The organism is Pontibacter sp. HSC-36F09, from assembly GCF_024171605.1.
Classification (GTDB): domain Bacteria; phylum Bacteroidota; class Bacteroidia; order Cytophagales; family Hymenobacteraceae; genus Pontibacter.
On record NZ_JALKAA010000004.1, the window covers coordinates 315,973 to 336,784 of the forward strand.

Consider the following 20,812-nt stretch of genomic DNA (forward strand, 5'->3'; position numbering starts at 1 on the left):
AGGTTAATTTATAGTGAGCTTATATATATAGTGTTCTCTTGTTGGGTGATCTTGAGTTCAAATGTCTCAGCTAGTGTGTTCAGAATGTCTTCGGGGTTTTTTACTTCCAGGAAGGCCGTGATGCGCTGCCCGGGAAGCTCTTTGCCACTGAATTCTACCTGATAGCCATACTGCTGCTCGATCAGCGTGCCTACTTCACGCAGTGTGTAATTGTCAAAATATACCTTGTTGTGCTGCCAGGCAGTATATAGTTCCGGGTCTACGCGACGGTGGCTAAGACCGCCTGCTGCAGACACTGTTATCAGATCGCCGGGTTGCATTTCCATTTGTCTGGATGCACCGTTTTGTGTGGCGCTCAGCCTTACTTTGCCGCTCGCCAATACAACCCGGTCTTCCTGGCCTCGGTCGTATACGTTAAATTCCGTCCCCAGTACGTTTATTTTGGTGCCTTTGCTGGTTGTCACGATAAACTGCTGTCTGTTAGCCTGCTGTGTTACCGAGAAAAAAGCCTCGCCGCGCAATTGAACAGTTCTGGGCTCATTCTTTTCCCATTTTTCAGGAATAGTTATACTTGAATTGGCATTAAGTACTATTACGGATTTATCCGGAAGTTGGACAATGCGCTTCTCTCCGTAACCAGTGGCGTAGGTGACCGGCTCAGCACTTTGGCGGGTGAAAAGAAGGGCGGCTGAAGCTAACAACAGAGTGATGACGGCCGCCGCAGACGACCAGGTTTTGAGGGGATAGCCCCATAGCGAGAACACACGGCCACTATCCGGTCCGCGCTCCCGATCATGCTGCATCGCTTCCTGCAGTTGCTCCCACACCAGTTGTGCATCTTCGTCGAAGCTATGGTCATCAGCCTGTTCCTGCGACAGCAATAATACTAAATGACGCGCCTCCGCCATTTCCTGCGCCCTGTCGGGGTATTGTTCAGCAAACTGCGACCAGTATAGCGTACTTTCCTGCGTAGGGTATTTGACCCACTGTATAAAGTCATGGTCGGCTGCCAGTTCAGCTGCAGTGGCTGTTGCGTAGTTCATGTAAGGCGTCTGTTTATTGGGCGGTTTTAGCGTATAGGCACACACTATAGACAATAGCCGGCAGGGTCAGAAATTATCCCTCCTTTTGGCTATAAAAAATTAAAATAATTTATAAAGTATTGTAAGTGAGTGGGATAATTTTCCCCTAATAGAAGAGCATAAAGAGCAGGAGGGCGCTGTTGTGGAGCAGCTGCTGTAAACGGGCGATGGCTTTGTAGGTCGTTTTGTACACCGAGTCCTGCCCGATGTCCATGATGGCGGCGATTTCGTCGTACTTGAGGTTGGCGTAGTATTTCAGGAAGATGACTTCCCGTTGGCGGGCCGGAAGCTGCGAGAGTAGTTCTGAGATCCGCTGGCGCGTCAGCTCGGCCGTCTGCAACTGGATCATGGTCTGCTCGTGAGAATCCTCAAGCTCAAAGTGGTAATTTTCGGGCAATTCTTCATGCAGTTTAGCGCGATTTCCTTTTTTGATGAGCTCGTTGCGGATGGCTTTGAGCAGGTAATGCCGCACACTGGCAGGGGTGCCAACAGTGGTACGGCTCTTCCAAAGCGAAAAAAATACCTGTTGCAGACAATCGCGTATAAGTTCTTTGTCAGACGTGATCCGGTTGCCGTAGCGCAGCATGATGGGAGCAAAATGACGGTACAGTAGCGAAAAATCATCTTCGCTTCCTCCTTTAAACCTGCCCCAAACTTCCTGCTCGTCCATGCGCGATTGCACCGTTTTCGAAACGGATTACAACAATTATATTAGAATTTAATCGGATATCATACCTTTAGGCTCTGAAAAATATACAATCGTATCTGGTGTTATAACATGTAACTGAGGATTTGGGCATATCTGCTCTGCCTGGCGCATGTTGTAATAGACAGAAGACTAGCCTGCTTGCTGCTGTGTACCCGAATACCTTTCATTCATAATTCCCCCTTTATGGCAAACAAATACCTCAACCACTTGCTGATCCTTTTTGTTTTTTTGGCAGGTATAACATGGCAGGCAAAGGCGCAGGCAGTCCAAACTATACCTGAGTTCCCCAACGGCGATCAGGAAATCACGATCATTTTTGATGTGAAGCAGGCTAAAGACGGGCGTGCTGCCGGACTGCTGGGCAAGACCGACGACGTATACCTGTGGTCGGGTGCGGGCGTTGTGGGCAATCCAAATGCCTTCCTGTACCAGCCGGCCGGGCAGACGAGTTTTAATCAGCCTTTCAATCCTGGCAAGATGACCTCGCTCGGCAACGACCGCTGGCAGATAAAACTCACGCCCCGCACTTATTTCGGAGTGCCGGCCGGTCAGACCATCGACAAACTGGGGCTGCTGTTGAAAAACGGCAATGGTACCGCCCAAACCGAAGACTTTATCATCCAGCTCTATGACGGCAGTCTGCAGGTAGCCCTGCGCGAACCTGTGCAGAAGGACTTTTTTGTGGCGGCCAACAGCGCTATACCTGTACGGGCCGTTGTCTCGGCTAAAGCCGACGTGACGGTGAAGTTGGATAATGCGGTGGTGTATAGCGCCAGCAACACGGATCAGGTACAGACCACGATCAATGCCGGCAGCCAGCAGGGTGTGCTGCGAACCGTCACCATTGAGGCGAAACTTGGCACTGCAACCACCACTGAAAGCTTCACCTTTCGGGTGAGGCCGCAGCCGGCTGTGGCAGCGCTGCCGGTAGGTATGCGGGATGGCGTGAACTATACGGGTGCCTCCAGCGCCGTGCTGGTGCTGTATGCGCCCCACAAGAATTTTGTGTACGCCATTGGGGAGTTTAATAATTGGGAGAGTTCGCCGGAATACCTGATGAAGCGTACCCCCGACGGCAACCGCTATTGGATCGAGCTGAATAACCTGCCGGCAGGGCAGGAGGTAGCCTATCAGTACCTGGTGGATGGCACGCTGGCCGTGGCCGACCCCTATACCGAGAAGATCCTCGACCCAGCCATGGACCAGTACATACCTGTCAGCACGTACCCTAACCTCAAAGCTTACCCGGAGGGAGCACAGGGAATTGTGTCCGTACTTCAGACCAACCAGCCCGGCTATACCTGGAAAGTGACGGACTTTGAAAGACCGGATCCGGAAAACCTGGTGATCTACGAGCTGCACGTGCGCGACTTCATCGAGGCCCGCAACTACAAGGTGCTGGCCGATACGCTCACCTACCTCAAGCGCCTCGGCGTGAATGCCATCGAACTGATGCCGGTAATGGAGTTTTCTGGCAACGACTCTTGGGGCTACAACCCGATCTTCTTTTTTGCACCCGACAAAGCCTACGGCATCAAAAACGACCTTAAAGCTTTCATCGACAAAGCGCACGAAATGGGTATTGCCGTCATCCTGGACATTGTGCTTAACCAGGCGGATTACGAGTACCCTTATGTGAAAATGTACTGGGACGGCAACCAGCCGGCGGCCAACAACCCGTTCTTCAACCAGCGGGCCACGCACCCCTTCAGCGTCTTCTTCGACTTCAACCACGAGAGCGAAGCCACCAAGGAACTGGTGGAGCGGGTGAGCCGCCACTGGATAGAAGAGTACAACATCGACGGCTACCGTTTTGACCTTTCGAAGGGCTTTACACAGAAAAACACTGGTGATAACGTGGGCGCCTGGAGTTCCTATGATGCCGGCCGCGTCGCCACCTGGAAGCGCATTTATGACGAGATCAGAAGCTACGACGAATCGGCCTATGTGATACTGGAGCACTTTGCAGATAACCAGGAAGAAAAAGAATTGTCCAGCTACGGTATGCTGTTTTGGGGCAACCACAACCACGACTACCGCAACATGGCAAAAGGCGTGCTGGCCAACCCGCAGGGGATATCTTATAAAAACCGCACCTGGGAAAACCCATACCTGATCGGGTATATGGAAAGCCACGACGAAGAGCGTATACTATACGATGTGCTCAACAATGGTAACCGCAACGGCAGTTATAATACCCGCACCCCGAATACCGCCCTTGACCGCGCCAAACTGGATGCTGCCTTCTTCCTGCCCATACCTGGTCCGAAGATGATCTGGCAGTTCGGGGAACTGGGGTATGATGTGTCCATCGACCAGAACGGCCGGACGGGCCAGAAACCGATCCGTTGGGAATACCAGCAGCAAGCCGATCGGCAGAAGTTATACCAGGTATACGCCGAGCTCATCAAGCTCAAACTAAACGAACCGGCCTTCACAACCAACGATTTCGACCTCCAGTTGAGTGGCCAGGTAAAGCGCATCTTCCTTTTTCATGAAGACATGGATGTGTTCATACTGGGTAATTTTGATGTGCGGGCGCAGCAGATAAACGCCAATTTTCCTACCACTGGGGTATGGTACGATTACTTTACAGGTAGGGAAAACAGCATCGAGGACCCCGGCCAGGCGATGGAACTGCAGCCGGGCGAGTTCCACATTTATACCACCAAAAAGCTCGAAACGCCACAGCCTAACTTAGTGCCCTGGCAGGGACTCGTACTCTCAGCAGAAGAGGAACTGGCCGAAAATGGTGTGAGCGTATACCCGAACCCGATGCAGGAGACTACCGTGCTGCACCTGGAAGGCGACTATCGCGGGCCGGTGCAGGTACAGCTGGTGGACATGACTGGACGCAATCTGCAACACGTTCGCTTCCTCAAGCACCAGCAAAGCCACCAGGAGCAGCTCCGGTTACAGCGGGTGCCGGTGGGCATTTACTACATGCAGGTAGAGCAGGGCGGAAAAAAATCGGTGCATAAACTGCTCAAGGTAAACGAATAAAGGCCTATCCGACAGGTATAGCGCAAAGCAAAAAGCCCTGCTTCCTGAAAAGGAGGCAGGGCTTTCTTTGTATACTGGTTATACCTATTTCTTTACTACTTTGATCAGGGTGCCAGCAGGTAGCTGATCACTTAGCTGCATGCCGTTGAGCACGGCCAGTTCGTTGTGGCGGGCATCAGGCATGTTGTTGCTGCGCAGTGCCTGGGCCAGTGTGGTGGCCTTCGGAACCGTTACGATGCTGATGCGCTCCGGCTTGCGGTTCAGCTTTTCAGGGTCCGAGAGCACCTTGAAGCTCTGCATACTCCCGCTGAAAACCTGGAAGTAGTTGTTGAAGTTCTGTGCCGTGGTAATGCCCATCAGACTGTAGATGTTTTCGCCGTGCTGGATAAAGTACGTGAGCGTGCGCAAAGGCTGTTGTTGTTGTTGCTGTTGCTGCTGCTGTTGTTGGGGCTGTGGGTCAGCCACTACCGCAATGGCAGGCAGCCCATTCACAGTTACCTCTTTGCTTTCAACAACTTGTAGGCCGTAATTCTGCAACGACTGCTGGGCAGCTTCTTGCAGGCTGGCTCCAGGAGCAAGGGTTAGTGCCATCACGGCGCTTCCATCCTTTGGCCCCATCTGTACCTGCTGCGGGGAGTTCTGGTAGCCCCAGTCACTTGGGATATTAAACTGGAATTTGAGAACCGGATGATAGAAAACCTGATTCTCTACAAAGCCCTGTTTCGGATCCTCTCCGTAGACTATGCCGTCAATCATTTTGAGGTAGCTGTTGCGCCCCACCTTCGGGTCAGTCAGGTTCTGTTTCTTTTGTTCTGCATCTGCCAGTTGATGCACAGTATTGTAACGGTCGCCCGGGTCAGGGTGTGACGACAGGAGAGAAGGGATCGCCTGACCGCTTTCCTCCTGCTTGCGCTGCAGTGTGGTGAAAAAGTCAGCCATTTCGGAAGCATCGTAGCCGATCTTGGTCGAGTACTCCACGCCCAGCTCGTCCGACTCCCGTTCCGCATCGCGGCTATACTTGAGCATCAGCAGACCAAGTCCCTGTGACACCTCCTGGCCGTACTGCGCAATCGTAGGCGACAGAATCATACCAAGCAGCAGGCCTCCTTGCGCCAGAATAGACTTGCTTTGCTGCTGTGCTGAGTGGCGCGCCGTGATGTGGCCGATCTCGTGGCCGAGTACCCCGGCAAACTGCGCTTCGTTGTTGAAGTGGGCCATGATGCCGCGCGTGAAGTACACGTACCCTCCCGGAACGGCAAAGGCGTTGATCACAGGGGAGTCCACGATCTTGAATTCGTAGTTGAGGTTGCTGCGGTGTGAGACTTTAGCCATTTGCTGACCTTTTTCTTTGATGAAGCTTTGCAGTTTGGGGTCCTCGTAAAGTCCAAACTCTGCTACAATCTGTGGGTCCGCTTCCTTGCCAAGGGCTATTTCCTGACTCTCTGACATGAACATCACGTCTTTTTTACCCGTAACCGGATTGGTCTGGCAGGAGCTGCCTATCAGGAACACGGATGCCAATAATCCGGTTATTATGTTCTTTCTCATCGTTTTGTCTTTTTATGCCTCCTGGTACCACCCAAAATGCAGGTATATCGCAGAGACTGAATATGTAACAAGCAACGATAATGCAATTTTTAAGTTGCAGAAAACGCTTGTCTGGTATCACTAAGCCATTTTTTGTTAGGGAGTGTAGTCCGGTATATGAAGCCCCAACGTGATATCGCGGTTAGCGACAAGGGTATCGCCATGCCGCCTGGCCCAGCCTTTTTCATCTCCTTTTTTAGGGTATATACCTGTTACGTCGGTGTGGTAAACGTACAGAATGACATCTTGCGCCGGCGTTTTGCCATCGGGCAGGTATACGGTACCCGTCAGCACGAGCTTGTTTTCAGCACCCAAACGAAAGGCGGGCAGGGTGTCCGTCGGGCTAAGCGGCTTATCGCCGTACTCATGCAGCGCCTCGCAACCTTCGCAGGGGCCTCCCACTTGCCGGGCAGGCTGTTGGGTTTCTTGGTTGTCCTGTGCCTGGCAGCTGACCGCTGTGACGAGCAAAAGGTATAGAAGAATCGATTTTTTCATGGGTGTCTCGTTGTAGGTATAGCATCCTTTTTACGTACTATTTACCCTATATGACGATTACTGCGCTGCACTTCTGATTTTGCTATTTAATTCTACAATCACCAATTTTACTGCATGTATACACGGGAACAGGCTTCAAAACTCAGACAGGCATTCTGGACAGCATTCGGACAATATATGTCCCCCGTGCTGTCAGCGGAAGGGATTCCAACCAACTGGATCAATTACAAGACGGGCCTGAAGAACGTGTACTTCCGCATGCAGGCTGATAAAAAGCAGGCTTCCATTGCCATCGAAATGACGCAGCCGGACCCGGAGATACAGCAAATGTTCTTTGAGCAGTTTGAGGCACTGAAGGAGCTGTTGCACGATACGGTAGGAGAGGAGTGGACCTGGGACCTGCACACAACAGACGAATACGGAAAAGAAATCAGCCGCATCTATACAGAACTGAAAGGAGTGAGCGTCTTCAAACAGGATGACTGGCCCGCGCTGATCTCCTTTTTCAAACCCCGCATCGTTGCCCTCGACGCGTTCTGGAACGACGCCAAATACAGTTTCGACGAGCTACGGTAGGTATAGCCCCGATGACTATAACTAAGGCGGGCGTTCTTTAGAGCTCAATCATCTGAATCAACTCTTCGTAGTCTGATAAAATTAGGTATAACCCTAGCGTTTTCGGGCCTGCCGCTTAAGTGGATCCAGCAGGTATTCCAGTCCGTTGATCTTGATCTCGTAGAGGGTAGCCAGCAGCATGCCGAGCTTGCCTGGCGGAAAGCCTTCGCGGGCAAACCACTCCAGGTATGAGACAGGCAAATAGCAAAGCACCGTGTCTTTGTACTTGCCGAAGGGCATTTTCATGCGTACCAGTTCTATGAGCATGGAGGAGTCGGGTTGCATAGGCGTGTTCATTTTCCCAAAGATAAGGTAAGATGGCAGGCACTGAAAAGCATCTGGAAACAAAAGCAGCGACAGATCACAAAAACTAACTCGTTGTGATTCATATCTTCCATGTAAATGTGCTGCTTTTCAGAAAGTTTGGAGTTACTTAGGCAACTGTGTGCTGAGAAGGCAGGCTGAGAACAGGATTGCAGGTTACAGGCGAACCATTATTTGGAATTATGAATGGTCCTAAAAAGAATTCCGCTTAGCCCGTCCCAAAAGTATGTGGGCAGGCTAAGCGGGGTTCAGTTTGGCTAAAAGCTGAACCTAAAGATAAGCACAAAATTTTTTAGCGTGCAAGGCTTGTTATCGAAAATAAGTATATTGTTTTATTTATGTATTTGATTATCAGTGCAATAAAGTGATTTTAAGCTACGTGGTATGTTATACCAGGAAAGTAGCATCCTTAGCAGCACATTTTGGCCACCTCCTTTGTTCTCTTATTATGGAATACTTTGTAAAGCAAGACAGCGTAGTGCGCGAAATCTGGGGAAAGGGCGACACCATCCTGTTCATTTTTGCAGGAGCTTCGGCCGAGTTTGCCCTCAACAAGGCGGTGGACTGGCTTTATTTCACAGGGCGGCTACCGGCCGACCCTCTGGGACGCCTGTTCTCGACGGTAGGCTATGCCCGGCAGATCGTGTTCTCCAGTCTGGAAGGTGCGCACAAAGCGATCGATACCATGGCCAAGATACACGCCGGGGTAGAGGCTAAACGCGGCATGGCTATACCTGACTGGGCCTACCGGGACGTGTTGTTCATGCTGATCGACTATTCCATCCGCTCGTTTGAGTTGTTGGAGCGGGCGTTAACTGAGCCCGAAAAAGAAAATGTATTCGAGGTTTTCTGGCGAGTAGGCACGCGCATGGGGCTGCAAGGGCTGCCAGATAACTACCAGGCCTGGCGGCAAATGCGACAGCAGCACTTAGAGGAAAACTTGGCCTCCAGCCATTTCACTACCGATTTGTACAAGCAGTACCGCAAGCATTTGGGACCCGTCAGGTATAAGCTGTTGCTAGAAGGGCAGAAGTTGATCATGCCCGCCACCGTGCGTACACAGCTTGGCCTGCGTAAGTGGTCGGCGCTGAGGCCGGTGCTACGCGTGTACAAACTGAGCCGTCATTTGCGTGCCGACTGGTTGATCAAATCCCTAATCCTGCCACCGGCTTACAAATCCGAGATAAAAGAACTGGATGTACATCCCGCCTGAGTGCTATAATTGGTTTAGGGTTGATTATTTATGTTAAATACAAATGGCTATACCTGAGGCGCGCTATACCTGCTTTAGAAAATCTTGAATCTCCGCCACCGTCTGACGTGCGCTGCGGCCGACACCGATCAGGGTAGCGGAGGCGAAGCCGGTCCAGTTGCCGTAGCCAACCAGCCACAGGCCGGCCTGGTGTTTGGCTTTTGTGCCCTCTACTTCTACTTTGCCTTTCTGGTCTTTTAGGTTCATGCAGTCCAGGTGATCGAGCGCGTAACCAAAGCCGGTACACCAGATCACCGCATCCACCTTTTCCTGCTGGCCGTCTGACCATATTACACCGTCTTCATAAAAGCGATGGAAAGGTCTTACTGTGTGCAAGACCCCACGGCTGCGGGCATCTTTCACGGCAGGTACCATCACAATATTGCCCACATGAAACTGGGAGGGATTGACTTCCTTCCCGTGCTGCATGGCGTAGTAGCGTGCCGATGCCTGGTCAAAGAGCACACGGCCGTCCACGTCGTCGGGCAGGAAGGTCACCTCGTCCAGGGTCACCCAAGTGGTATTGGCCACTTTCGAAACTTCTGCCAGAATCTGCGCACCCGAATTCCCGCCACCTACTATCAATACCCGCTTATCTTTGAATGGCTCCGGATTTTTGTAGTCAGAGGAATGCAGTTGCAGTTTCCGGAATGTCTCGGCACCTTGGTAGTTAGGTATAAATGGCTTCCGAAACGTGCCTGTTGCACTGATTACGGTACGCGCCAAGTAAGTTTTATGGGCGCTCCTTACTTCGAAAAGCCCGTCACGAAAGCATACCTCCTGAACCTGCACAGGGCGCTCGATGGGAAATTCGTAACGTTGCTCATACTTGGTCAGGTAGTCGATCACTTCTTCACGCGATGGAAAAGGGGCTTTGCTCTCCGGCATCAGCCAACCGGGCAGACTGCTAAAGGCAGCAGGAGAGAAGAGGGTGAGGGAATCCCAGTACTTGCGCCATGAGGCACCAGGCGCTGGCTGGTCATCCAACATGACGTAGTTTAGCTTGGCTCTGCGCAGGTAATAGCCACAGGCCAGGGCGCTCTGGCCGCCGCCAACCACCACCGTCTCGTAAATCTCTTGCATGCTTCTGCAGGTATAGGTATGGTTCCGAAGTTACTAAAATGCTCGGTAAGTTTGAGAACTCCAAACCCATGAAAGGATACTGAACCCACTCTGTCATCTCGACAGCCTGGAGAGATTTGAAATTTTCCTTTGCCCACAATATTCCGGATTTCTCCCATGGGTCGGAATGACAGATTCTTACTGAAACTGATGGTGCCGTGACCAACAGCCCATCAAACCAAAAAGCCCCGACTACTGCCGGGGCTTTCTAGATTTTGGTATACGAGCTTAGCCTATTTCTGGGCCTGGCCTTGTGCTTCCAGGTCTTTGAGCAGTTCCTGTACGGCTGCCTCCAACTGCTGGTCTTTTCCTTTGCTTACCAGTTCGTAGGCGTTGGCTACTTTCACGTCGGGCTCGGTCTGCAGGTTCTCCAGGTACTGCCCTTTGATGTCTTTCACACCCAGTGGTGGTACGCCCCAGCGCACACTGCCGTTTTGCAGCATTTCCCAGCCGCCAAAGGTACAGGTGCCCGGTACCGGCATACCTACCAGCTTGCCCAGCTTCAGGTCGATGTAGCTGTAGGCGAAGCAGTGGCCGTCGCTGTAGTTGGCCTCGTTGGCCAGCGCGATGCTCGGCTTCGTCCAGCGGAAGGATGGCTCAAAGCCGGTCGAGCGGGTGTCGGTGGTATAGTCCAGGAACTTCTGTCCGCTCAGGAACATGGCCAGGTCTGCCACCAGGTCGCCGCCGCCGTTGTTGCGGGTGTCGACTACCATACCTTTGCGATTGGCGTATTTGCCCATCACTTCTTCATACACGGTGCGGTAGCTCGGGTCGTTCATGCCCGGTATGTGCACGTAGCCCAGCTGACCGTTGCTCAAACGATCTACTTCCTCTGCGTTGCGGCGCACCCAGCGCTTGTAGAGCAGCGGATTTTCTTCGTTCTGCGCAATCGGCTTCACGGTGATGTCTCTGCTGTTTTTGCCATTGGCGTCCGTCACGGTCAGCAGGGTGTTTTTGCCTGCCTTGCGGTTCAGGAACTGCGCCAGGTCTTTATCCGGGGTGATCGTCTCGCCATCGATCTTCTCGATGATCATACCTGACTTCAGGTTCAGGCCGGCTTTGTCCAACGGACCGCCCACGATCACCTCGTCTAGTTTGATGCCGTTGCCGGTATAGGTCTGGTCGTAGAAGATGCCAAGCGAGGCCGTGGCGTCACCATTCGGGTCGTTTTTGCTGTAGCTGGCACCGGAGTGCGACACGTTCAGTTCACCCAGCAGTTCGCTGAGCATTTCGGAGAACTCGTGGTCGTTGCTGATGTGCGGCAGGTAGGCTTCGTAGTCGGGTTTCAGCTCATCCCACTTGGTGCCGTGCAGGTTGGCGGTGTAGAAGGTCTGCTTGGTGCGGCGCCATACGTGCTCAAACATAAAGGCGCGCTCAGCTGCCATGTCCAGGATCATCTCGCCGTCTACTTTCACGGTTTCCTGCTTGCTGTTGCTCGGGTCCAGCTTCACGATCTTACCATCCGATTCCAGGAACAGGTTTTTCTGCTCTTTGTCCCACAGCATGCGGGCGCGGTTGGCGTTCAGCGTCACCAGCATTTTGGTTTCTTTGCTGCGCAGGTTCGTCGACCACAGGTTGAAGCCTTTTTCAAACTTGGCCAGGTAGTAGAGTGTTTCGCCGTCTTTCGACACCAGGGCGTCGGATAGGCTGGAAGAGTGCAGCGTGAGTTTGGCTTTGCGGTTGGTCAGGCCATCCCAGTCAATCTTGAATTCCTCTTTCTTTGGCTCTTCCTTTTTGGCCTTCTTCTTATTTTTCTCCTGCTCTTTTGCCTTCTCCTTCTCTTTGGCGATTTTCTCTTCCTGCTCTTTTACAAGGGCATAGTCCACTTTGCTCAGTCTGTATTTATCGAAAGCGTCTTGGGTGAAGAACATGGCGTAAATGTCGGACTGAGCACCACCGCTGTTGGCCTGGGCACGCATGCCGTCGCGGGTGCTGTTCCAGATCAACATCTCACCGCCCATCATCCATTTGGGGGCGTAGTCGCTGTAGCCGCTTTCGGTCAGGTTGATCTTTTTGCCCTTGCCGTCAGCCGCTATAATGCCCACTTCGCCGTTGGCAAAACCAGGCTCCGAGTATTCAAACAATATCCACTTACTGTCAGGGCTCCAGGTAAAGTACTGGTCGTTGTCACGCATCGAGAACAGCTCGTTGGTATTGAGCAGTGTGCGTACCTGCTTCGTGGCCAGGTTCAGCACTTTAAGGGTAATGCGATCTTCCAGGAAAGCGATTTCTTTGCCGTCTGGCGAAAACTGCGGGTCGTAGTTCTCTTTTTCATTTTCGATCAGCGGTGTCTCTTTTAGCAGGGTAGAGGCATAGAAATAAGGCTCTTCCTTTCGTACGATGTCCGTCTTGTAGATCTTCCAGTTTTTGCCGCGCTCACTGGCGTATAGCAGCGATTTGCCATCAGGTGAGAAACTCACGTTGCGCTCCTGCTCCGGCGTGTTGGTGATCCGCTTGGTCACCGATCCTTCCACGGCACTCACAAACACCTCACCGCGGTATATGAACGCCACCTCTTTGCCATTTGGGGATACCGCCAGATCACGAAGGCCACCGTTCACTTTCAGGATGCTTTCGTTATTGGTCTTGACATCCGTTGCGATGCGCACGTTCACTTTCTGCGCCTGCCCGTTTGGCTTCTTGGTAAAGAGCTCGCCGTTCTGGCTGAAGCTCAAGGTACCATCCTGTGCAGCTGTGAGGAAACGAACCGGGTGTTTTTCGAAAGAGGTCACCTGTTCGGGTTTGGCAGGTTCCTGCGCAGCCATTTTGTGCACGTTCAGGGTGCCGCTCGCCTCGCTCAGGTAGTAGATCGTTTTGTCGTTGTCAGCAAACACCGGGCTGCGGTCTTCGCCTTCGTAGTTGGTGAGTTTGGTGTGCTTGCCGGTTTTGGTGTCGTACTCCCAGATATCTCGTGTAACGGAAGAAACATGGTGCTTGCGCCACTGGTTCTCACCGCCTTTACGGTCCTGGTACAGCATTTTGCCGCCATCACGACTGAGCTTTACCTCTTCGGCCGGCGTCGTAAGCACTTGCTTCACGCGTCCGCCCGACACGGCTACCTGGTATAGTTCCGGCTGGTAAGCCGTCGGGAACTGCCGGTTGCTGGCCGCGTCGTGGCGGGTAGAGCCGAAGTATACAGTCTTGTTGTCGTGGCTGAACTCATACGGGTACTCGTGCGCCGAATGGAAGGTGATGCGCTGGGCGGCACCACCGGTAGCAGGCATCACAAAAATATCGAAGTTGCCGTAGCGGTCGCTGGCAAAAGCGATCGACTTACCATCGTGGCTCCACACCGGCATGTAGTCATGCGCCTCGTGCAGCGTAAGTGGTGTTGCGTTTCCGCCTGCTGCCGGTACGGTATAGAGGTCTCCTTTGTAAGTGAAAACAATGGTTTTGCCATCAGGGGAGATGGCCGGGTAACGCATCCAGGAGGGTGCGTCCTGCGCAGCAACTGAAAGCGCCGATCCGGCGGCCAGCAATGCTGCTAGAGCAAACTTTTTGATCATAGGGTTCGGATTGAAAGCCCCTAAGATAAGGAAGATGCTATTAATATAATATAGGCAAAGTGCTTAATGTGACTGCATAACGAGGGCCAGCACGCAAAAGGCAACAATGACCCACAAAGTGATCGGGATACTTCTACTCTGACCGGTCGTTACTTTCAAAACAGCCCAGCTGAGGAAACCCCAGATGATACCCTGCGAGATAGAGTGGGTGAAGGGAATCAGCACCATGGCCAGAAACGCAGGGATCGCTTCATCCATTTTCAGCCAGTTGATCCGGACAATCGGGCGCACCATGAAGGCACCTACCAGCACCAGGGCCGGCGCAGTGGCAATGGCCGGTATCATGGAAAGCAGCGGCGCCAGAAACAGGAAGGGCAGGAAAAGCAAGCCGGCTACAACCGCGGTCAGACCGGTGCGGCCGCCAGCTTCTATACCTACCGCCGACTCTACGTAGGCGGTGCCGGGGCTGGAACCCAGCAAACCAGCTATGGTGGTGGACACCGCATCGGCGGTCAGCGAGCGACCTACGTTGCGGGGCTCTCCATGCTCGTCCGTCAGGTTGGCGGCTTCGGCCAAGCCTACGAATGTAGAAAGGCTATCGAATAAATCAGTGAATACGAAGGCGAAAATGACAGGGAAAACTGCAAACTGCAGCGAGTTAACCAGATCCAGCTGCAAAACCAGGCTGAAGTCGGGAGCAGCGAACAGGCCTTGCCAACTGATGACAGGGGCCGCATCCATCGCCCACCAGCGACCCAGCGGATAGGCGGCCAGCGTGGTAAGCGCTATACCTACCAGTATGGCGCCCGTCACATTGCGGGCAATCAGAATGGCCATTAAAAACAAGCCGGCCAAAAAAGTAAGCACAGAGGGAGAGAGCGGCCCCAGGCCCGTCGTGGTAGCTTCATCAGGAACAATAAAACCAGCGTTGGCAAAACCGATGATGGTGATGAACAGGCCTATACCTGCAGCGATGGCATAGCGCAAAGGACGGGGAATGGCCTTCACGATGAGGATACGCACTTTAAACACGGAGAGCATCAGGAATACGATGCCTGACCAGAAAACGGCCCCTAGCGCCACTTGCCATGTTATACCCATCCCCAACACTGCCGAGAAAGTAAAGAAGGCGTTCAGTCCCATACCTGGCGCTACAATAATTGGGTTGCGGGCATACAGTCCCATCATCAGACTGCTGAAAAAAGACACCAGCACCGTAGCAGTCAGCGCTCCCGAAAAAGGCATGCCCGCCTGGCTCAGTATGGCGGGATTCACCGCAATGATATAAGCCGTTGCCAGAAAAGAAGTGAAGCCGGCAAGGACCTCGGTTCGGATAGTCGTGTTATTCTTTTTGAGCTCAAAATATGACTCCATGCTCGGATCTGGGTTATAAAGGATGGCAGTTTAATATTAGGCAATTTATACGGTCAAGCGTTAAAAATATGTTAAAGTCATGCTTCTTCGCTTGATTTTTCCTGCCTCAAAGCAACCCTCATGCTATCTCCTCTCTCTATTGCTTATACCTGCTGCCAGGGTGTGTTCAAATTCAGAACAGGGTGTTCATTTTCAGACACTTCAGAAGATAGTAAAAGGTTTAAAAAAATGTTTAAGGATCAGATAACCAATATATTATGTAGCTGGCACACAATTAGAATCAGCAAAATCAAACTATGGAAAATAAATACTGAGCGCACATGAAAAATTCTCTATCTCTCCAGTCTCAACACAGTGACAAGGTATGTCTGCTTCTGCTGTTTTTTCTTTTTGTCTGCACTTCCGTTTCGGCGCAGCAGGCCACAATCGCGGGCAAGGTGATGGAAACTACGCACAAGCCGATGGGTTATGCTAACGTACTCCTGCTCAAAGCAGCTGACTCCTCACTCGTAAAGGGTACGCTGTCCGATGAAAGCGGCGCCTTCCTGTTTGAAGGTATAGCTGTGGGCAGGTATAGGGTGGTGGCCAGCATGGTCGGTTTCGGCAAGTCAAAGGCCATGGAAGCGAACGTAAACGCTGAAGCAGAAGCCCTCAAGCTAAATCCGATTGTAATGAGCCAGTCTGCCACGGCACTGAAAGAGGTCGTGATCGAAGCACAGAAACCGCTGATCGAGCAGCACCTCGATAAAACAGTATTAAATGTGCAGAACAGCATTGTGTCGGCGGGCAACACGGCACTCGAGGTGCTGGAGAAGGCGCCGGGCGTGGTCATCGATCAGAACGACAACATCAGCATGCGCGGTCGCCAGGGCGTGATCGTGATGGTGGACGGGAAACCGGTGCCGATGTCGGGCTCGGAGCTCGCCAATATGCTGCGCGGCATGTCCGCCAGCAGCGTGGAGAAGATCGAGCTGATCACCAATCCTTCGGCCAAGTACGATGCGGCCGGTAACTCGGGCATCATCGACATCCGTCTGAAACGTGACAAAAGCCTGGGCACCAACGGCACGCTCAGCGCCTCTTACGGACAGGGCCGCTTTGCCAAATCGAACCAGGGCGTGCAGCTGAATCACCGCACTAAAAAATTCAACCTCTTCGGCAGCTACAACTACGTACTGCGCAAAGACTTCAACGACCTGGACATTTACCGCCGCTTCCTGGACGAAAACGGTGCATTCATTGGCGCTTATGACCAACAGAACAGGTTCGACTTTGTGTTTAACAACCACAGCGGCAGGGTAGGGGCTGATTACTTTTTGTCACCTAAAACAGTATTGGGCGTGGTAGCCAGCGGCTTTGCGTCGGACATAGACCGTGGCACGAACAACCGTTCCAGTGTGATCAATGCAGACGGGCAGGCGGAGTCCTCTTTTGTGACGGGCGCCGATGTGGAGCACGGTCGTCGCAACCAGGCCTACAATTTCAACCTGAAGCACACAATAGACAGCCTGGGCAGTGAGATCACGGCTGACGTGGACTACATTTCGTACCGAAACACCGACGAGCAGAACTTCACCACCAACTACTATAACCTGAGCAACGAGCAGATCCGTGACCCTTACCTGCTCTACGGCACGTTGGACGGTGACCTGACTATCAAGTCTGCCCGCGCCGATTATCGTCAGCCCTTGGCAGGTATAGGAGGGAATTTGGAAGCCGGTTTAAAAAGCAGTCTGGTAACGGCCGACAACGACCTGGAATTCTACGACCGAAGCAACGGCGGCAATGAACTGGACACTGATAAAAGCAATCATTTTCTGTATGACGAGAACATCAACGCTGCCTATGTGAATGCGAACAAGAAGTGGAAAAAGACAGGGCTGCAACTGGGACTTCGTCTGGAAAACACCATCGCGAAGGGCAGGCAGTTGACCGACGGGCAGAAATTTGACCGAAACTATACCCAGTTGTTTCCGAGTGCAGCCGTTAACTACAGCCTGAACAAAAAGCACGACCTGGGCATGTCGGTGAGTCGCCGCATCAACCGTCCTTCTTACAATCAGCTCAACCCTTTCAAGAACTTTCTGGACCCAAGCACTTACTCGGCTGGCAATCCCTTCCTGAAACCAGAGCTGTCCTATTCCTTCGAGCTGACCCATACTTTGGATCAGCGCTTCATCACCAAGCTCAGCTACAGCCGCACCACCGATGTGATGGTACAGGTGCTCTCGCCTGCCGAAGAAGGGGAGAAGCTGGTAGTGCAAACCTTCCGCAACCTAGCTTCGCTCGATTATTACGGCTTAACCGTTACAGCTCCCTTCTCGATTGGAAACTGGTTCAACAGCGTGAACAACGGCACCCTTTACTATGGTCATTATAAGGGCTTTGTGGCCGACACTGATCTGAGCAACGGCACCCCGACCTTTAACCTGAACTCTAACAACACGATCAAGCTGCCAAACGACTGGTCAGCAGAACTGGTGGGTGTGTACCGCAGCCGGGAGGTATATGGCTTCCTGGAAGTTGACCCGCTATGGTTTATGTCGGTGGGCGTGCAAAAGCAGTTCTGGGACAGAAAAGCAAGTTTGAAGCTGAATGTATCGGATGTGTTCTATACCAACAAAGCCAACGGCTATACCGCTCTGGCCAGCTACGAAGAGAATTTCTACCAGCGCCGCGACACGCAGGTGGCGACCCTGAGCTTCAACTACCGTTTCGGGCAGGCGCAGTCTGGTCCGTCGCGCCGCCGCACCGGTAGTGCCGAAGAGGAAACAAGAAGAGCGAATTAAGTTTGTGAAAGTGTAAAGACTGGTTTTTGTTAATTGATAAAGCGCCCGGGTTTTGCCTGGGCGCTTTTATTTTTGGTGCGTATACCTTGGTTATACCTTGTGCCCATGTCCTATACCGCTACTTTCCGGTTTCACGACTCCCTGAAAGACTTTTTGCGGCCCCGCCAGCGGCATACTGCCATCTTCTATACCTTCGCAGAGCACCAGACAGTAAAAGACATGATCGAGGCGATGGGCGTGCCGCATCTTGAGGTGAAAAACGTGTTGGTAAATGGGGAAGAATTAAGTTTTAGCCAGCGGATTCAGGCAGGTGATCAGGTGGAAGTATATTCATACGAAGGAGGGGAGGCGGAACTGCTGCCAGGTATAGCGGAGCCACGTTTCGTGCTGGATGTGCACCTCGGCTCGCTGGCCCGTTATTTACGCATGTTGGGTTTCGACACGGTATACGAGCAGCAACTGCATGATCCGGAACTTGTTCAGATCTCCAGTGAAGAGCAACGGATTCTGCTCACGCGGGATGTGAACTTGCTCAAGCACAAGGCTATACCTGCCGGCTACTGGCTGCGCTCCCAGCAAACCGAAGAGCAACTGCAGGAAGTGCTCGCCAGGTATAAACTAGCCGATCTGTTCCAGCCTTTCACCCGCTGCATGGTATGTAACGGGCCCATCGTACCGGTCGAAAAACAGGAGGTGCTGGAACAACTGCCAGCCAAAACCAAACTCTACTTCGACGAGTTTTACCAGTGCCAGCAATGCAAACGGGCCTACTGGAAAGGCTCGCATTATGAGCGGATGCAGGAGTTGATCCGGCGAATAAAGGAGCAGGTATAGCTGAATAAAAAATGAAGGCCTCACTATTTTTGTGAGGCCTTCATTTTAAGGTTTAGAAGTATAAATTATACCCGGTAGCAGATCGCGTTGATGTTCATGCCTGCTCCTACGGAAGCAAACAGAATAATGTCGCCCTCGTTGAGCTCATGCTTCTCATCCTGTCCCCTGCGCACAATGTCGTAGAGTGTTGGTACGGTGGCTACAGAGCTGTTGCCCAGGTAGTGGATGCTCATCGGCATGATGTCTTCCGGAATGTCGCGTCTGCCGTAAAGTTTGAAGAGCGCCTGAATCATGCCTTCGTCCATTTTCTCGTTGGCCTGGTGTATAAACACCTTCTTCACGTCACTGATGTCCACGCCGCACATATCCAGGCATTCCTTCATGGCCTCCGGTACTAGCTTGATGGCGTACTCGTATACCTTGCGGCCCTTCATTTTGATGTAGCGCACCCGCGGGTCGCCGTCCGGCATGTAGGACTTGTTCATGTTGATATAGTAGGCCTCCTCTATACTGTGGCTGCGGGCGCAACTGGCCAGTATACCACTGCCGTCCTCCGGCACCTGCTGGTACTCCACCACCGAAGCACCGGCACCGTCGCTGAAGATCATGCTGTCGCGGTCGTACATGTCGATCACGCGGGAGAGGGTTTCGGCTCCGATCACGAGCGCCTTCTTCGCCATACCTGCCTTGAAAAACGCTTCGGCCTGGATCATACCCTGCACCCAACCCGGACAGCCAAACAGAATGTCGTAAGCCACACAGTTCGGACTCTTGATCTTCAGGTTGTGCTTCACGCGACTGGCCAGCGCAGGCACGGCGTCGGACTGTATCGTGCCCTCAAGTACATTGCCAAAGTTGTGCGCTACGATGATCATGTCCAGCGTTTCGGGGTCGATGCCGCTGCTGCGGATGGCTTCTTCGGCCGCGAGCGTGGCGATGTCGGAAGTAGTGAGGTGGGAGGCTACGTAGCGGCGCTCCGCTATACCTGTTATTTTTTGAAATTTCTCAACGACCACATTCGGGCAAACCCCGATTGGCTCGTTTTGATCAGTGTAGAAATTGTGAGAGGTAAAGTCCTGATTGGTTTTTACTTCTGTCGGAATATAACTGCCGGTGCCAGTGATAACGGATCGCCACATATTGGTAAGATAAAAGGTAAGAAAGATCAGTTGGGGATGAGCCTCAACTGCCACCCAATATATTGGTTATCACTATATACGGCAAGATAAATTTAGGGAAAAAGTTGAAACATCAGTGCGTTTAATACTTGCTTCAGGTATAGCGCAATAAATACGTAGAATTCTACAAGGTATAGCGTTGGACTACCTGCGTCAGCTCTTCCAAAAACAGGTGCATGTGGTAGCCGTCGGCCAGGGCATGGTGCAGGCCGATGCTGATGGGCAGGTATACCTTGTCGTCACGCATTTCCAGTTTGCCATACCCAATCCTGGGCACGCCCGGGTCTTCGTGGCCGATCGAGAATGCGTGTTCCATACCTTTAAAAGTGAACCAGGGCAGCGTGGTCATGTGCAGCAGGTCTGCACCCTGATGGCCGTTGAACAGTTTGGCGCTTTGCTTTACGGCTGCAATAATACGGGCACCTTCAGCGCAGAAATCCTCCAGTTTTTCGTGGTAGGGGAAGTGGGTGAAAGCGATCTGCTTGTTGTCTTTCAGAATGGTAGTAGACAGGTCCAGTCCGCTATACCTAACCACTTGTCCGTTTTCAATGCGTAGCAGAAAGTTCTCTACCTGCCGAGCAGCCTGCACGGAAGCGTGCATGTAAGCGAGCGAAACCGACAAGCCGTGCTGTTTACAATATAGGTATAGCGGGGTGATGTCCGCTTCCGTGTGCACGTTAAAAAACGGTTGGGTGAAAGTGCTGAAAAACCGGAATGTCTCTTCGCGTTCCCATCCTTCAATAGGTATAATTTCTTTGCTGTAGCGGCTTTGCATGTATAAGCAGGGCAGTTTTTTGTTAGACTGTCATTTGTAAATAACAGTGCAAAGATAGCGGATGGTGCGTACTTCTCTTTTTTTCCAGGAGCGAAATACAAAAGTATATGCTTTGTTATGAATATTCTTTTATATTTATAGCACAATACTTTTTTCAACCTGCTTCT

At 52.2% G+C, this 20,812-nt stretch carries 15 protein-coding genes; 5 read left to right on the forward strand and 10 right to left on the reverse strand.

The window, feature by feature from the left end:
- Positions 1-8: 8 nt before the first annotated feature.
- Positions 9-1,043 (reverse strand): FecR family protein, encoded by a 1,035-nt coding sequence (locus L1278_RS14275; RefSeq protein ID WP_253405568.1) that lies wholly within the window; start codon positions 1,041-1,043, stop codon positions 9-11.
- Positions 1,044-1,188: 145 nt separating this feature from the next.
- A complete protein-coding gene (locus L1278_RS14280; RefSeq protein ID WP_253405569.1) occupies positions 1,189-1,752 on the reverse strand; it encodes an RNA polymerase sigma factor in 564 nt (187 codons plus the stop codon).
- Positions 1,753-1,974: 222 nt separating this feature from the next.
- On the opposite strand from L1278_RS14280, the gene L1278_RS14285 reads away from it, so the two are divergent.
- A complete protein-coding gene (locus L1278_RS14285; protein WP_253405570.1) occupies positions 1,975-4,794 on the forward strand; it encodes an alpha-amylase family glycosyl hydrolase in 2,820 nt (939 codons plus the stop codon).
- An 84-nt stretch (positions 4,795-4,878) separates the two neighbouring features.
- Here the strand turns inward: L1278_RS14285 and L1278_RS14290 are convergent, their stop codons facing one another.
- Both L1278_RS14290 and L1278_RS14295 read right to left on the reverse strand, forming a co-directional pair.
- Positions 4,879-6,342: a M48 family metalloprotease gene (locus L1278_RS14290; RefSeq protein ID WP_253405571.1), complete on the reverse strand. Its 1,464-nt coding sequence runs from the start codon at positions 6,340-6,342 to the stop codon at positions 4,879-4,881.
- A 135-nt stretch (positions 6,343-6,477) separates the two neighbouring features.
- Positions 6,478-6,876: a hypothetical protein gene (locus L1278_RS14295; RefSeq protein WP_253405573.1), complete on the reverse strand. Its 399-nt coding sequence runs from the start codon at positions 6,874-6,876 to the stop codon at positions 6,478-6,480.
- A 114-nt stretch (positions 6,877-6,990) separates the two neighbouring features.
- Here L1278_RS14295 and L1278_RS14300 point away from each other — a divergent pair, with 114 nt between their 5' ends.
- On the forward strand, positions 6,991-7,452 hold the full coding sequence (locus L1278_RS14300; protein WP_253405575.1) for a DUF4268 domain-containing protein: 462 nt from the start codon (positions 6,991-6,993) through the stop codon (positions 7,450-7,452).
- Positions 7,453-7,545: 93 nt separating this feature from the next.
- On the opposite strand, the gene L1278_RS14305 is transcribed toward L1278_RS14300, so the two are convergent.
- A complete protein-coding gene (locus L1278_RS14305; protein ID WP_253405577.1) occupies positions 7,546-7,788 on the reverse strand; it encodes a DUF3820 family protein in 243 nt (80 codons plus the stop codon).
- 475 nt (positions 7,789-8,263) lie between these two features.
- On the opposite strand from L1278_RS14305, the gene L1278_RS14310 reads away from it, so the two are divergent.
- Positions 8,264-9,028 (forward strand): oxygenase MpaB family protein, encoded by a 765-nt coding sequence (locus tag L1278_RS14310; protein ID WP_253405579.1) that lies wholly within the window; start codon positions 8,264-8,266, stop codon positions 9,026-9,028.
- 63 nt (positions 9,029-9,091) lie between these two features.
- Here L1278_RS14310 and L1278_RS14315 read toward each other — a convergent pair whose 3' ends face one another.
- The 3 genes from L1278_RS14315 to L1278_RS14325 all read right to left on the reverse strand — a co-directional run bounded on the left by L1278_RS14315 (position 9,092) and on the right by L1278_RS14325 (position 15,069).
- The gene (locus L1278_RS14315; RefSeq protein WP_253405582.1) at positions 9,092-10,150 is read right to left on the reverse strand and encodes an ArsO family NAD(P)H-dependent flavin-containing monooxygenase; all 1,059 of its coding nucleotides are present in this window, start codon (positions 10,148-10,150) and stop codon (positions 9,092-9,094) included.
- Between the two features lie 272 nt (positions 10,151-10,422).
- Positions 10,423-13,695 (reverse strand): S41 family peptidase, encoded by a 3,273-nt coding sequence (locus L1278_RS14320; RefSeq protein WP_253405584.1) that lies wholly within the window; start codon positions 13,693-13,695, stop codon positions 10,423-10,425.
- A 63-nt stretch (positions 13,696-13,758) separates the two neighbouring features.
- Positions 13,759-15,069: an NCS2 family permease gene (locus L1278_RS14325; protein WP_253405586.1), complete on the reverse strand. Its 1,311-nt coding sequence runs from the start codon at positions 15,067-15,069 to the stop codon at positions 13,759-13,761.
- A 320-nt stretch (positions 15,070-15,389) separates the two neighbouring features.
- Between L1278_RS14325 and L1278_RS14330 the strand changes: the two genes are divergently transcribed.
- Both L1278_RS14330 and L1278_RS14335 read left to right on the forward strand, forming a co-directional pair.
- Positions 15,390-17,858 carry an outer membrane beta-barrel family protein gene (locus L1278_RS14330; RefSeq protein ID WP_253405588.1) on the forward strand — a complete coding sequence of 823 codons (2,469 nt, stop codon included), beginning with the start codon at positions 15,390-15,392 and terminating at the stop codon, positions 17,856-17,858.
- 105 nt (positions 17,859-17,963) lie between these two features.
- Positions 17,964-18,692 (forward strand): Mut7-C ubiquitin/RNAse domain-containing protein, encoded by a 729-nt coding sequence (locus L1278_RS14335; RefSeq protein ID WP_253405589.1) that lies wholly within the window; start codon positions 17,964-17,966, stop codon positions 18,690-18,692.
- A gap of 65 nt (positions 18,693-18,757) precedes the next feature.
- Here L1278_RS14335 and L1278_RS14340 read toward each other — a convergent pair whose 3' ends face one another.
- On the reverse strand, positions 18,758-19,831 hold the full coding sequence (locus L1278_RS14340; RefSeq protein WP_253405591.1) for a 3-oxoacyl-ACP synthase III family protein: 1,074 nt from the start codon (positions 19,829-19,831) through the stop codon (positions 18,758-18,760).
- A 163-nt stretch (positions 19,832-19,994) separates the two neighbouring features.
- Positions 19,995-20,645, reverse strand: a complete 651-nt coding sequence (locus tag L1278_RS14345) for a CatA-like O-acetyltransferase (protein ID WP_253405593.1) — start codon at positions 20,643-20,645, stop codon at positions 19,995-19,997.
- Positions 20,646-20,812 lie beyond the last annotated feature (167 nt).

What these genes read in the sequence shown, in the direction of transcription:
- L1278_RS14275 (WP_253405568.1), bottom strand. Translation starts at nt 1,043, where the DNA reads ATGAACTACGCAACAGCCACTGCAGCTGAACTGGCAGCCGACCATGAC.
- L1278_RS14280 (WP_253405569.1), bottom strand. Translation starts at nt 1,752, where the DNA reads ATGGACGAGCAGGAAGTTTGGGGCAGGTTTAAAGGAGGAAGCGAAGAT.
- L1278_RS14285 (WP_253405570.1), top strand. Translation starts at nt 1,975, where the DNA reads ATGGCAAACAAATACCTCAACCACTTGCTGATCCTTTTTGTTTTTTTG.
- L1278_RS14290 (WP_253405571.1), bottom strand. Translation starts at nt 6,342, where the DNA reads ATGAGAAAGAACATAATAACCGGATTATTGGCATCCGTGTTCCTGATA.
- L1278_RS14295 (WP_253405573.1), bottom strand. Translation starts at nt 6,876, where the DNA reads ATGAAAAAATCGATTCTTCTATACCTTTTGCTCGTCACAGCGGTCAGC.
- L1278_RS14300 (WP_253405575.1), top strand. Translation starts at nt 6,991, where the DNA reads ATGTATACACGGGAACAGGCTTCAAAACTCAGACAGGCATTCTGGACA.
- L1278_RS14305 (WP_253405577.1), bottom strand. Translation starts at nt 7,788, where the DNA reads ATGAACACGCCTATGCAACCCGACTCCTCCATGCTCATAGAACTGGTA.
- L1278_RS14310 (WP_253405579.1), top strand. Translation starts at nt 8,264, where the DNA reads ATGGAATACTTTGTAAAGCAAGACAGCGTAGTGCGCGAAATCTGGGGA.
- L1278_RS14315 (WP_253405582.1), bottom strand. Translation starts at nt 10,150, where the DNA reads ATGCAAGAGATTTACGAGACGGTGGTGGTTGGCGGCGGCCAGAGCGCC.
- L1278_RS14320 (WP_253405584.1), bottom strand. Translation starts at nt 13,695, where the DNA reads ATGATCAAAAAGTTTGCTCTAGCAGCATTGCTGGCCGCCGGATCGGCG.
- L1278_RS14325 (WP_253405586.1), bottom strand. Translation starts at nt 15,069, where the DNA reads ATGGAGTCATATTTTGAGCTCAAAAAGAATAACACGACTATCCGAACC.
- L1278_RS14330 (WP_253405588.1), top strand. Translation starts at nt 15,390, where the DNA reads ATGAAAAATTCTCTATCTCTCCAGTCTCAACACAGTGACAAGGTATGT.
- L1278_RS14335 (WP_253405589.1), top strand. Translation starts at nt 17,964, where the DNA reads ATGTCCTATACCGCTACTTTCCGGTTTCACGACTCCCTGAAAGACTTT.
- L1278_RS14340 (WP_253405591.1), bottom strand. Translation starts at nt 19,831, where the DNA reads ATGTGGCGATCCGTTATCACTGGCACCGGCAGTTATATTCCGACAGAA.
- L1278_RS14345 (WP_253405593.1), bottom strand. Translation starts at nt 20,645, where the DNA reads ATGCAAAGCCGCTACAGCAAAGAAATTATACCTATTGAAGGATGGGAA.